The sequence below is a fragment of the Chitinophaga solisilvae genome (assembly GCF_009928525.1).
In the GTDB taxonomy this organism is placed as follows: Bacteria; Bacteroidota; Bacteroidia; order Chitinophagales; family Chitinophagaceae; genus Chitinophaga; species Chitinophaga solisilvae.
In genome coordinates this window covers 1-12,866 of the sequence record NZ_JAABOK010000025.1, presented here as the reverse complement: position 1 = coordinate 12,866, position 12,866 = coordinate 1, and the positions used below count along the sequence as shown (strand labels likewise).

The 12,866-nt window shown below is 49.6% G+C and carries 10 protein-coding genes; 4 read left to right on the top strand and 6 right to left on the bottom strand.

Annotated elements, in window-relative coordinates; translation table 11 throughout:
- Positions 1–111 precede the first annotated feature (111 nt).
- The 4 genes from GWG06_RS29125 to GWG06_RS29110 are packed head-to-tail and all read right to left on the bottom strand — an operon-like array spanning position 112 to position 4,567.
- Positions 112–1,599: a glycosyltransferase family 2 protein gene (locus GWG06_RS29125; RefSeq protein WP_160718013.1), complete on the bottom strand. Its 1,488-nt coding sequence runs from the start codon at positions 1,597–1,599 to the stop codon at positions 112–114.
- 5 nt (positions 1,600–1,604) lie between these two features.
- Entirely contained in the window at positions 1,605–3,038 is a 1,434-nt protein-coding gene (locus tag GWG06_RS29120) for a glycosyltransferase family 2 protein (protein ID WP_235938589.1), read from the bottom strand.
- The gene (locus GWG06_RS29115) at positions 3,038–4,192 is read right to left on the bottom strand and encodes a HEAT repeat domain-containing protein (RefSeq protein ID WP_160718012.1); all 1,155 of its coding nucleotides are present in this window, start codon (positions 4,190–4,192) and stop codon (positions 3,038–3,040) included. Before GWG06_RS29115 ends, GWG06_RS29120 begins: the two co-directional genes overlap by 1 nt.
- Before the next feature lie 3 nt (positions 4,193–4,195).
- Positions 4,196–4,567, bottom strand: a complete 372-nt coding sequence (locus tag GWG06_RS29110) for a response regulator transcription factor (protein ID WP_127039360.1) — start codon at positions 4,565–4,567, stop codon at positions 4,196–4,198.
- Between the two features lie 372 nt (positions 4,568–4,939).
- Between GWG06_RS29110 and GWG06_RS29105 the strand changes: the two genes are divergently transcribed.
- Genes GWG06_RS29105 through GWG06_RS29090 form a run of 4 tightly spaced genes read left to right on the top strand, consistent with a single transcriptional unit; the run spans position 4,940 to position 10,847 of the window.
- Entirely contained in the window at positions 4,940–8,335 is a 3,396-nt protein-coding gene (locus tag GWG06_RS29105; RefSeq protein WP_160718011.1) for a hybrid sensor histidine kinase/response regulator, read from the top strand.
- Positions 8,336–8,341: 6 nt separating this feature from the next.
- A complete protein-coding gene (locus tag GWG06_RS29100; protein ID WP_127039366.1) occupies positions 8,342–9,163 on the top strand; it encodes a CheR family methyltransferase in 822 nt (273 codons plus the stop codon).
- 3 nt (positions 9,164–9,166) lie between these two features.
- Positions 9,167–9,730 (top strand): chemotaxis protein CheB, encoded by a 564-nt coding sequence (locus GWG06_RS29095; RefSeq protein ID WP_235938588.1) that lies wholly within the window; start codon positions 9,167–9,169, stop codon positions 9,728–9,730.
- Positions 9,731–9,743: 13 nt separating this feature from the next.
- Positions 9,744–10,847 (top strand): sensor histidine kinase, encoded by a 1,104-nt coding sequence (locus GWG06_RS29090; RefSeq protein WP_127039369.1) that lies wholly within the window; start codon positions 9,744–9,746, stop codon positions 10,845–10,847.
- Here GWG06_RS29090 and GWG06_RS29085 read toward each other — a convergent pair whose 3' ends face one another.
- Positions 10,848–11,693: a hypothetical protein gene (locus GWG06_RS29085; RefSeq protein WP_127039372.1), complete on the bottom strand. Its 846-nt coding sequence runs from the start codon at positions 11,691–11,693 to the stop codon at positions 10,848–10,850. It abuts the gene before it with no gap.
- A 25-nt stretch (positions 11,694–11,718) separates the two neighbouring features.
- Positions 11,719–12,519 carry an alpha/beta fold hydrolase gene (locus GWG06_RS29080; RefSeq protein ID WP_127039375.1) on the bottom strand — a complete coding sequence of 267 codons (801 nt, stop codon included), beginning with the start codon at positions 12,517–12,519 and terminating at the stop codon, positions 11,719–11,721.
- Positions 12,520–12,866: the final 347 nt, after the last annotated feature.

Here is a 12,866-nt window from a genome sequence, read left to right as displayed (position 1 = left end):
ATATTTAGTGATTTAATTATTTAGTTATGTGGTCATTTGTGCGTAGAAACAGCTCTTTCAAATAACAAAATCTCAAATGACAAAATCTCAAATAAAACCTGGAACTGGAGGTCACGTTTTCTTCTTCCCAAATCCCTGCCGCTGCATATTCCCCCAGGAGGTTTTCTTCCCGGTGAGGAAGAACCAGTATCCCCGCAGGGCAAAGAATACGATCAGCGGATGATAGATCAGCGGTTCAAGGAAGGCCATCAGCGCCAGTCCTATCACCTCTCTCCAGGTCTTGTAGTAGCCGTAGGTGAGCTGATCCCAGCAAACGGCGAGGGTGGTAATCATGACGGAATAGAGGTACACAAATATCAGCAGGATAAGGGCGTACAGCCAGTTTACCTGATGTGTAGCGATCAGGTAGATGTAATAGATGATACCTGTAAATTCTATGATGGGCGCCAGGAATTCGAAGAAGAGATTATAGGGTAATACTATCATCCCCATTTTTTTGTAACGGGGATTGAACAGTATTTTACGGTGTATGGTAATGATTTCTGAAAGGCCGCGGCCCCAGCGGGTACGCTGGCGGCTGAAGACTTTCATATTGGGTGGTCCTTCCGTCCAGCACTGGGTGGTTGGAATATAGCGGATGGCATATTTCAGGTTGTTGTCTATCATGTAGGCATTCATGCGGGTGATGATGTCCATATCTTCCGCAAAGGAGGCATGGTCATAGCCACCGGCCTTGATAGCTATTTCCTTGTCAAACAGGCCGAGGCCGCCGGATACGTTAGGTACGCTGTTCATCATGCTCCAGCCCATTTTCCCCAGTACGTAGGCACGTATATATTCCATTTCCTGGAAGCGGGGCAGTACTTTTTCCGGCGGACGAACACGAACGATGACGCCTTCATCCACTTCGCAGGAGTTGGCAATACGGAGGGTAGCGCCGGTAGCAATTACGCGCATACTGTCTTCCTCGATGTGTACGTAACCACATTCGGGGCATGGCTCGCCTACTTCTTTCACTTTTCTGTAATCCTCTGCCATAAAGGGTTTGATCATACGCAGCAATGTATCTCTTTCTATGATACAGTCTACATCCGTACAGAGGAAGTAGTCAAAAGAGGCGGCATTGATGCCGGCATTGGAGGCATCCGCCTTACTTTTCCCGTTCACTTTGTCGATTACCAGTAGTTTATCGTAGGCGGTATTAACGGATTTGAATATACGTTTTACAGGTTGTGTTTTGATGCGTTCATTATAGGCGAAATCCACTTCCACCAGCTGGAACTCGTGAATGAGTTTATCCAGGGTGTCGTCTGTGCTGCCATCGTTCACGATAATCACTTCAAAGCGTGTATAGTTCAGCGTGAGCAGGGAGCGTACGTTGGAAATGATGGTCACGCCTTCATTGAAAGCGGGAGCTATCACGGAAATGCCGGGTGTGAGCGGCGATTCCAGCAGCTGATAATAGTCGGTAAAGCTGCTGCGTTTGCGGAACAGTTTAATGCCGCGGTAAGACTGTATGGCCAGTACGGCGTACATCAGCAACATCATACAGCCATAAATAAACACGCCGCCTTCGAAAAAAGTCTTGATTGTATCCATAGCCGTTATGATTTCTTTTTACCAAAGCCTTGCCGCTGCATGTTTCCCCAGGTGCTTTTCTTGCCGGTGAGGAAATAATAATATCCCTGCAGCGAGAAGAATACAATCAGCGGATGATATAGCAGAAATTCCATGAAAGGGGTCATACAGAGGTATAACACTTCTCTCCAGGATTTGTAGTAACGGAAGGTGATCTGATCCCACAGGATGGCGATCGTGGTAATCATGACTGAGTACGTGTATACGAAGAGCAGCAGCAGCAGGGCATAAGGCCAGTTGATGTAGCCCATGATGCTGAGAACGATATAGACGATGATCCCGGTAAATTCTATGATGGGAGCCAGCAGTTCGAAGAAAAAGTTGTACGGGAAGATGACCAGCCCCATTTTGCCGTAGCGGGGGTTGAAGAACATCCCGAAGTGGGCGAAGGTCAGCTGCGCCAGCCCCCTGGCCCAGCGGGTACGCTGCCGCCTGAATATCTTCAGTGAGGTAGGAGCCTCAGTCCAGCAGAGGGTTTTAGGGATATAGCGGATGGCATAGTCGATACGGTTGTCATAAGCGTAGCGGCACATGCGCGTCATCAGTTCCATATCTTCCCCGAAAGAGCTGTGGTCATAGCCGCCGCAGCGGATGGCTATTTCCTTGTCGAAGAGGCCCAGGCCTCCGGATACGTTGGGAACGCAGTTCAGATAGCTCCAGCCCATTTTCCCCAGTACAAAGGCGCGGATATATTCCACCTCCTGGAAGCGGGGGAGCAGTTGCCTAGGGGGCCGCATGCGGGTCATTACGCCTTCGTCGAACTCGCAGGAGTTGGCGATGCGCAGGGTGGCGCCGATGGCGATCACTCGTTTTTTAGGTTCCTGCATCACGGGTTTGATGAGTTCCAGCAGGGTGTCTTTATGCAGGATGCAATCCACGTCGGTACAGAGGAAATAATCGAATGTCGCGATGTTGATACCGGCGTTGACGGCATCAGCCTTGCTTTTCCCATTTACCTTATCGATCACGAGCAGGCTGGAATAGGCCGGGTCGGTGGACTTGAATACCCTGCGTATAGGCTGGGAACGGATCTTTACGGTAAAGGCAAAGTCTACCTCCACGAGTTTGAATTCATCCACCAGCTGTTCCATGGTATTGTCCGTGCTGCCGTCATTGATGATAATGATTTCGTACCGGGGGTAGTTCAGCGTGAGCAGGGAGCGTACGTTGGAGATGATGGTCAGGCCTTCGTTGAAGGCGGGGGCGAGTACGGTGATGCCCGGCGCCAGCGGGGACCCGGCCAGCAGGTTAAGCTGATGGTAGCTGCTCCGTTTAACATATTGCCGTACGGCAATAATGGAAAGTATTGCCAGCATGGCGTAGGTGAGTAGTAACACCAGGCCGTATACGAAAATGGCGCCTTCATAAATCCTGGCCAAAGTTTCCGCTATTCCCGTCATCAGTATTTAATTAAAGGATTCATGCAATGTTTGAGGATGCGCAGATTTTCCGGAGACGAGGTCGCCAGCAGTTCATCGATCACCTGTTTGGCGAACCATTCGTTTTTGACAAGTGATTTGGCGGCGCTCTTGCGGAGGTCGAAGTCAGTAGAATGCAGGAACTCCGTTTTCAGGAAGTCAATATTCCTGCCGCTGCTGATACGTCCGATGGCTTTGAGTATCTCTATCTGGCAGTGCAGGGGTTGCGAGGTGTAAATACGTACCAGCTGATCTTCCGCTTCGGCTACTTTCAGTTTGCCCAGGCAGTTGATGGCATCTGCACGAAGGTAGTGGTCGCGCGTATCCAGCAGTTTGATAATAGCCGGAACGGCTGCGAGCTGATTGTAATGTACAACCAGTTTCAGGCAGAAGGATACCACGCTTTTATTGCCGGAATAGGTGATCCAGCGGGCGAAGTTGGGGATGGCAATGCCTTCCGTGGTGGTGATGATACGGAAAAGCTCCACCTGATCCCACATCAGCAGCGGATCGGTGACTACGTCAAAGAATTTGAAAGGCTCGTTTTTACTGAGCTTGATATAGGCGTGACGCGCCGCTGCACGTAACTCCCGGTTACGGCTGTTGGTCAGCGGTAGAATGGTCACGTCGGCGATGGACATGTTCAGGCTGGTCAGTTCCACCAGTGCCTGCACTTTTTTCTCCCATCGCCTGGACTTCATCTTCTTCATGGTGTCTTTGTCCAGTTCCAGCTGAATGTACAGGTTGCGCAACAGATTGCCCATATTTCCCCGCACGTTACGGCGGAAGTGGATGATGCGGTCTGTCAATGCCTGCCTGGCCCATGGTCGGTCCAGCGGCAGCCGCTGAAACGGCTCCAGGTTCAGCGGCACCTGGTCGGCCGGAATATCCTGCTGCATGTCAGGATTGGTGAGCACCTCATCAATGATCAGGTTGTCGATTTCAGGCAGCAGCACAGACAATTTTTTGTCCCGGCGGTATCCACGGTACCGGCTCCGCAGAATGGAGTAGTAGGCCAGCGCAGTTCCGGTTATAGCTACCACAATAAACACCATAGCTATCTGTATGGCCAGCGGAGCATTCCGGAATATCGATTCAATGGTGGAGGGAAATGCTGATAGTTGTAATAACGCCATGCATTAAGTATTCTTCATGAGTAATCTTTTCACCCTGATCAGCAGTTCTGCCGGCAGGATAGGCTTCTTCAGAAAATCGTCTGCGCCCAGTTTGAAACCTTCCATAATCATATCTTCATTACCTGCGTTAGATACAATAATAACAGGTATGGGCCTGGACTGGTTCTTCACTTTGCTGAGAATCTCGAACCCGTTCGCATATGGCATCATAATATCTGTTATGATGAGGTCGTAGTCAAAATTGGTGGCTTCCAGTTTCAGCAAGGCTTCTTTCCCGTTGGATACATGATCCAGCTGGTATTCGGTAGCAGGCAGAATGCGCGCTACTATCTTGGGCATTATCTCATCATCCTCAATTAACAGTATTTTACTCATCGTGGCTTGATTTATAGGATAAACACCTGGTGCTATCCGTCAGTTTAGTTGTTGTGATTGTATATTTTTTTTTGGGTTGCGGCATAACAGACAAATTGAATGCCGGTTATTGCCGTTTTCTGAAAAAGATAAACCGGTAATGATTTTCTTTCTGTAGATATATACTTAATTTCCGCTTTCGTTAGATTTCCTCATCAAAAAATAAAGTCTGAAATTATTATATATTATTATATTATAGTATTCATATTATTTTACAAACATATTGAAAATGAGGTCATTTGACTACTTTTACAGCAGATTTATAAAATGATTAAAAAAAGAAGCTTTTTATTACTGCAAACCTAATTATTCTACCCGTTGTTATCATCAGATATGAAAATTTCTTTAGTAAACAGACTGTACCTGGGATTCACTATCGTGGTGTTGCTGGTAATACTCGGAGGATTTTTATCCTGGCGTACCTATAAGACGCAGGTGCATGAAGCCAGATGGGTACAGCATACGTATAAGGTATTATATCAGGCGGAACAGGTGCAGCACCTGATCTATGATCTGGAAGCCGCCAGGAGAGGCTACAGAAGTACATTTGATCATAAATTTCTGGACCCGTATGAAGCCGGGGTGCCAAAAGTACGACCGGCGCTGAACCAGCTGCGGAGCATGGTGACGGATAACCCCCGCCAGGAGAAAAATATCACGGAACTGGAAACAGCCATCAATGGCATGCTTCGGTTCTGGGATGACCTGGACCATTTCCATTTTGATAAAACATTCTCCCAGAATACCATTATCACTGATAAGGAAGTGGTGCTGGTAAACAAGGTACAGGATGCCATTGACGCCATCAGCAATGAAGAAAGAAGGCTGCTGACCATCCGGGAGCAGGAAAATAGTCATTCTATTGACCGGGCAATCGCCACGCTTATCATCAACAACAGTTTTATACTGCTGGTAGGTTTTATCCTGATGCTTGTTACCTGGAAGGAATTTAAATCAAGAATTGCCGCCCAGCAGCAGCTGAATGATAAGCTGCAGGAAGAACAACGGCTGAATAAGGAAACAACGGAACAGAACTGGCTGCTGTCTGTTACCAACGATATCAAGGACAGTCTGCAGGGTATCAGTAATGTACACGACCTGACCCGCAATTCCCTGGGTACCCTTACCTCTGTTGCCGGCTTTGAGGCAGGCGCCTTCTATCATTACGATGAAAGAACAGCGAAATTACGTATGTACGGCAGCGTTAGTATGCCGGCGACTGCGCCGCAGGAGTTTTCCTGCGGCGAAGGGCTGACCGGACAGGCGGCTGCCGGTAAAAACATTCAGGTTTTCCGCAACCTTCCGCAGGATTACTGGCAGATAATTGCTGCCTCCGGCGCCTTGCGCCCGGAAACACTGGTACTGGTGCCCCTGCGGATAGACGGCGAACTGCTGGGCGTTATAGAACTGGCGGCTTTCCGCCCCGTATCAGACCTGGATCTCCGGTTCCTGGAGCTGGCGGCAAAAGATATTGCCGTAGCCCTGAATGCGACCAATGCCCGCGAAAAAGTGTTAACGCTCCTGCAACAGGTGCAGGAACAAAAGGAAATACTGGTAAGCCAGCAGGAAGAACTGCGCCAGTCCAACGAAGAACTGAGCCGGCAGTCAGAAATCCTGCAGGCTTCTGAAGAAGAGCTGCGGGTGCAGGAAGAAGAACTGCGTCAGGTGAATGCGGAAATGACGGTAAAAAATATTGCGCTCGAAGCCGCCCGGAAAGACCTGGCAGAGAAAGCCACCGAGCTGGAAGCCAGCAGCCGGTATAAGTCAGAATTCCTCGCCAATATGTCCCACGAGCTGCGTACCCCGCTCAACAGCGTGCTCATACTGGCAAAAATGCTGGAAGAAAACAAGGACCATAACCTGCAACCGCGTCAGGTAGAATATGCCACCATCATTCATAAGTCCGGCTCCGACCTGCTGCGCCTTATCAACGATATACTGGACCTTTCGAAAATAGAAGCCGGCAAGGTAGAACTGACGCCGGAAGATGTGACCGTTGCCGGTATCATCGATGACCTGAGCGACCTGTTCGATGTGGTGGCACAGGAGAAAAAGATACGGTTTGATAAAACCGTGATGCCGGACGTACCTGCGGTGATCCATACCGATAAGCTGCGGCTCGAACAGGTGATCCGCAACCTGTTATCCAATTCGTTTAAATTCACGCCTCCCGGCGGACATATCACCATGCGCTGGGTAATGCATCCCGGAAATGCCCTGCACATCAGCGTTACAGATACAGGTCCGGGTATACCTGCAGAAAAGCAGCAACTGATTTTTGAAGCCTTCAGCCAGGCAGACGGCGCCACCACCCGTAAATACGGCGGCACCGGCCTGGGGCTGTCCATCAGCCGTGAACTGATGCTGCTGCTGCAGGGAGAAATACGGCTGGAGAACAGCAGCGCTGCCGGCAGTACCTTTACCATCGTTATTCCGGCCGGTACCGCCCAGCTGCCGCCATCGGCGCTGCACAAACCCCTGCCGGTTGCCGCTGAACCAGCGCCCGCAGAACCGGTTATTCAGCAGCCCGCCGCTCCGGGCGATGACCGCAATACTATCCGCAAAGGCGATAAGCTGATCCTCATCATTGAAGATGATATCTTCTTCGCAGACATCCTGCGCGACTTTGCACGCAATAAGGGATTTAAGACCATCGTAGCGCATAACGGACAGGATGGCCTGTTCTATGCCCGCAAATACCTGCCGGCAGCTATTATCCTGGATATGAACCTGCCGGTGATAGACGGCCACAGCATTCTTAAAATACTGCGCAGCTCCGAAGAACTGAAACATATCCTCGTACATGTGGTATCCGGCGCAGACCTGCCGGCAGCGACCGTAGGTAACATCAACGGCTATACGCAGAAACCTATTGAAACCCGCGACCTGGAAGGGGTATTCTCCAATATCAGCCTGCAGCTGCAGGCCCGGCTCAAACAGGTGCTGCTGGTATCTTCCGGCCCCCTGGCAACGGATCCGCTCATCGCCGCCAAAAGCCAGGAAAGAAACCTGGAAACACAGTATGATATTGTTACCAGCGTTGCCGCCGCCCCCGCCTTCCTCTCCGGAAAAAAATATGATGGTATCATCCTCGACATCGGCACTGACCTGCAAACCGGGCTTACCCGGCTCCGGGAGCTGACGGAAATGCCCGCTGCTGCCGACACACCGGTGATCGTTTACATTGACCAGGATATTTCTTCTGCAGAAGAACAGCAACTGAAAAAATATGCCGCTGCCATCGTACGCAACTCCTCCTTCTCCGCAGACCGCCTGATGGATGAACTGGAACTGTTTCTCTATAAAATCGAAAAGAAGGTAGTTGCCGCCACGCCACCATCACCGCAGCATTCCCTGCTGGAAGGCAAAACGGTACTGCTGGCAGATGACGACATGCGCAACGTATTTTCTATCAGCGCGCTGCTGGAAGAACAGGGAATACGCGTACTCACTGCCGCCGACGGTCGCGAAGCCCTGTCTGTACTGGATAAAAACCCCGGCATCCACCTGGTGCTGATGGATATTATGATGCCCGAAATGGACGGTTTTGAAGCCATGAAACATATACGGGCTGATGTAAGATTTGTACAGCTGCCCGTAATTGCGCTGACAGCCAAGGCGATGGCGGGCGACCGGCAGCAATGTATTGACGCGGGCGCATCAGATTATATTACCAAGCCGGTAGACAGCAGTAAATTATTGTCATTACTCCATGTATGGTTATCGTAAACACCTATGGTAGAAGAAATCAGCAACCGGGAATTATCGGATATCGTACAGCTGGTGAGAACCAGGTACGGATACGACTTTACGGATTATGCCCCGGCTTCCCTCAAACGCCGTTTCGTACGCTTCATCGGGCATGTGCGGCTCAACAGTGTACGGGAGCTGCTGACGCGGCTGGAGAATGATCCCGTTTTCTTCCGGCGGATGACCCAGTTCATCACCGTCAATGTTACCGAGATGTTCCGCGACCCGCCATTTTACAGGGATATGCGGGAGCTGGTATTACCCCGGCTGGCATCTTATCCGATTATTAAAATATGGCATGCCGGATGCGCCACGGGAGAAGAGGTCTTCTCCATGGTCATCCTGCTGCAGGAAGCCGGATTGCTGGAACGGTGCCGTATATATGCCACAGACCTCAACGCGGCCAACCTGGAAAAAGCCGGACAGGCCATTATTCCGCTCAGATACATGAAGGAATACACCCAGAATTATATACTGGCAGGCGGCCTGCAGGACTTTTCCAATTATTATACCGCCAGGTACGATCATGCGATCATCAGCCCGGCCCTGCGAAAAAATATTATCTTCTTTCAGCATAACCTGGTAACAGATCAGGTGTTTAATGAGTTCCACCTGGTCTGCTGCCGTAATGTGTTCATCTATTTCAACCGCCGGCTGCAGGACCGTGTCATCGGCCTGTTCCGGGAAAGCCTGGCGCCGTTGGGATATCTGGCACTGGGACTGAAAGAATCAATGATGTTCACGGAAGAACGCCGGCACTTTGAAGAAGTCAGCGATTCCAGCAAAATTTACAGGCGAAAACTATAGCTATTGCAGGTATTACCCTCCATCGGAATGGTGGCCATCGGCGGCTCTGCGGGCAGTCTGCCGGTATTGGTACAGTTGTTGAATAGTCTGCACCAGCCGTTGAAATGGCCGGTAGTGATTATATTGCACCGGCTGAAAAATGTGCAGAGCGAATTGCATAACCTGTTATCGGCAAAGATTCCGATTACGGAACCGGTAGATAAAGAACCGGTGGAATCCCGGGTATACCTGGCCCCGCAGAATTATCACCTGCTGATAGAAGAAGACCGGACGTTTTCACTGGACTACTCCGAACCGCTGCATTTCAGCCGGCCTTCCATCGATGTCAGCTTTTTCAGCGCAGCAGCCATCTATCGCCGGCATGCACTGGGCATACTGCTCAGCGGCGCCAATAAAGACGGCGCAGCAGGCATACAGCGGATTATCAGCCATGGCGGAACCGGCATTGTACAGCAACCGGATACCGCCCTGTTCAGCAATATGCCGCAGGCAGCGCTGGACCTTTCCCCACAGGTACAGGCCATGACAATAGATGGCATTACCGGATATTTGAATCAACTGAGATAATAAACAACAAAACATGAGCGAGCAACAACAGAACATGTTCAGCATTTTATTGGTAGATGACAAAGCAGAGAATCTCGTATCGTTGGAACATATGCTGGAAGCGGATAACCGGGTATTCTTCCGGGCCGGTTCCGGTAATGAAGCCCTGAAAATTGCCCTGAAAAACAGTGACATCGGGCTTGTTATGCTGGATGTGCAGATGCCGGATATGGACGGCTATGAGGTAGCCCGGCTCCTGCAATCCAATCCCAAAACAAAACATATCTCCATCATCTTTGTCACCGCTATCAACAAGGATGAACAGAATGTATTACGCGGCTTTGAAGAAGGTGCAGTGGATTATCTCCCCAAACCCCTCGATGTCAATGTTACCCGCGCGAAAGTGAATGTATTCGAAAAATTGTATTTCTATCAGCAAAACCTCAGACAGGCGATGGCAGATAAAGAAAAAGTGAACAAGCAGCTGGAAAGGTTTATGTACGTGGTGGCCCATGACCTCAAATCCCCGTTGTCAGGGGCTATCAGCCTGCTGACGCTGATTAATGAAGATGAACGTATACAACAGGCCCCGGATTTAAAGGAGTACATGGGCATTGTGCTAGGCGCTACCAATCACCTGACGGAAATGATTACCTCTATGCTCGACTATACCCGCCAGAGCGATATTTCACATACCATTGAACCGGTAGATGTGCAGACGCTGATTACGGAGCTGTCGCGCCTGTTGTTTCCGCCCGCGCATATACGTATCACTACAGAAGGCGTGCTGCCGGTATTACAGACCACCCGTCTGAAGCTGCAGCAGGTATTTCAGAACCTTATCTCCAACGCTATCAAATACAATGATAAAAAGGAAGGCAGCATTATCATCGGTGGGACAGATAAGGGAGAATTCTATGAGTTTTATGTGAAAGATAATGGTCCGGGGATAGAAAAGCGGGATGCCGACCGCATCTTTAAATTGTTTGAACGCGTGGATAACAATGCGAAAGAAGAAGGCACCGGTATCGGGTTGAATATTTTCAAGCTGCTGGTAGAAGAGCAGGGAGGGAAGATATGGGTAGAGTCCAGTCCGGGAGAGGGCAGTACTTTTTATTTCCAGTGGCGCCACTCCTGATTATTCTTCAAAAATCCAGAGCCGGCCGTTGACCTGCTGGGAGGTGACAGGCAGACAGGATACGCGGTAGGTTTTTGCGGCAGGTGCGGCCATCTGCCATTCCCATCCTGTGATAGACTTATCCGGCGAGGAGAACAGGTGAATGGCCGTATTGTAAATTTCTTCCGTGTTGGTAGTTTTATTGCGCAGCTGTGTCATGGCGTCCGAGAGGATGGCTGGCAGCTGTTCGCCGGGACCGGACAACTGCAGTAAATCAGCCGCCTGCTGGTTTACCCAGCCGGAAAACCCATCATTGTTGATGAATATAACAGCATGGGGCAGGGTATGCAGCACAGCGGCAAACCGCATGGCGATACCCTGAAAATACAGCTGTTGCTGGGATTGCGTAAGGATCTCCTTCAGCCGCAGGCGGATGGTTTCCGTACATTCCTGGAAAGGCTGACTGAACTCCTGCGGCTCGCTCCAGCCCAGAATAATCACACTGTTATGCGGCTCCGTATTTACCGGAATGATTACGGCAGAAGAAAGTGCGCGCAGCAGCTCCGGAAATACGTTCTCCGGCTCCGGCGGAATCACAGGCCAGTAAATGCTTTTGAAGGCATGTTTATACAGCAGCTTCCTCACCGGGTCCGGATTCAGTACAATATCATTGAGAAAAACGGGAGAAGCATTTTTTACCTTCGCCGTGTTTTCATCTTCAAATTCAAGCTGCAGTGCAATATCAGCTTCCACCAGGTTTTTTACCAGCGATATACTGAATGCAAGGAAAGAGGAGATATGTTTTTCCTTATCCCATCTGCTTGTCTGATTAATGAAATTGAGTGCTTTCCGTTCCCAGCTGATCACGATAGAAATTTAAGTGTGAAGATATTTACAAAAACGATTGCAACGCACCAATTACTTCTGCGGGTGCGCTGATATGCGGAAAATGTCCCTGTGTCTGTACTTTAATGCGTTTGCTGCCGGGGATATGCTGTTCCATATACTCACTTACTACCGGTGGTACGGCAATATCATTGGCTGTCTGGATAATCAGTACGGGTTTGCTGACTTTAGCCAGTTCCTGCCGGTGATCCAGGTGAAAGATAGCTCTGGCCACCGAAACGGCAATGTCCGGCCTTATTTCCTTCAGCGTCATGGCAAAGGCTTCAGCGAGTTCAGGACGCTCCTGGTTTCTCATGGCGAGTGCAGAAAACCCGATCGCCCATGCCTGGTAATTGGTCTCCATTGCTTCGAACAGGGATTCCAGCGCTGCATCATCGAAGCCGCCGGTATAATTTGCAGCGGGATCATCCAGGTAACGGGGGCTGGAACCCATGAGCACCACCTGCTCAAAATAGTCCGGGTTTTTAATAGCGCTGAGCATACCAATCATACCGCTTACAGAGTGCCCTACAAAGGTCACGCGTGGCAGCTGCAGTTCCTGCAGAATATCCATCAGGTCTGTCACATAGCCATTGGTGGTGGCATAACGCATAGGGCTGAACGCCGCCAGATCTGCCTGCCCTCCGCCAACATTATCATACAATACAATGCGGTAATCCTTTTCAAAAGCGGGTATAACCTGTGAAAATGATTGCTGGTCAATACCAAATCCATGACCCAAAACGAGTGTCTGCGCTGCATCCTGATTCCCCCGGATATGAATGTTGTTTTTTCTGATAATGCTCATACGGAAGTAGTTTAGTTGAGGTTTTAGTTTGATAATCAGCAGCGGATAACGAGAGATTGTATCAAATATAAGGAGTTTTTAAGTTAATTGCGAATTACGAATTGCGAATTACGAATGTAATAGCGAAGATCAAAACGAAGATTGAAGGTGATACTCAATACTTATTCCCCTTTAATCTTCGTTTTGATCTTCGCTATTACATTCGTAATTCGCAATTCGTAATCATTGGTGTCCGGTAAAAATCAGACCTACTACAAGAAAAAAGGGGGCAATTGCCCCCTTTTTTTGGTAGATTTAAGTTACCACACTTTAAAATACCATGAATAAAGGTACTTATTTTACCGGAC

Excerpts from the sequence above, each read along its gene's own strand:
- GWG06_RS29100 (WP_127039366.1), top strand. The coding sequence starts at position 8,342 with ATGGTAGAAGAAATCAGCAACCGGGAATTATCGGATATCGTACAGCTG.
- GWG06_RS29080 (WP_127039375.1), bottom strand. The coding sequence starts at position 12,519 with ATGAGCATTATCAGAAAAAACAACATTCATATCCGGGGGAATCAGGAT.
- GWG06_RS29105 (WP_160718011.1), top strand. The coding sequence starts at position 4,940 with ATGAAAATTTCTTTAGTAAACAGACTGTACCTGGGATTCACTATCGTG.
- GWG06_RS29115 (WP_160718012.1), bottom strand. The coding sequence starts at position 4,192 with ATGGCGTTATTACAACTATCAGCATTTCCCTCCACCATTGAATCGATA.
- GWG06_RS29120 (WP_235938589.1), bottom strand. The coding sequence starts at position 3,038 with ATGACGGGAATAGCGGAAACTTTGGCCAGGATTTATGAAGGCGCCATT.
- GWG06_RS29125 (WP_160718013.1), bottom strand. The coding sequence starts at position 1,599 with ATGGATACAATCAAGACTTTTTTCGAAGGCGGCGTGTTTATTTATGGC.
- GWG06_RS29090 (WP_127039369.1), top strand. The coding sequence starts at position 9,744 with ATGAGCGAGCAACAACAGAACATGTTCAGCATTTTATTGGTAGATGAC.
- GWG06_RS29110 (WP_127039360.1), bottom strand. The coding sequence starts at position 4,567 with ATGAGTAAAATACTGTTAATTGAGGATGATGAGATAATGCCCAAGATA.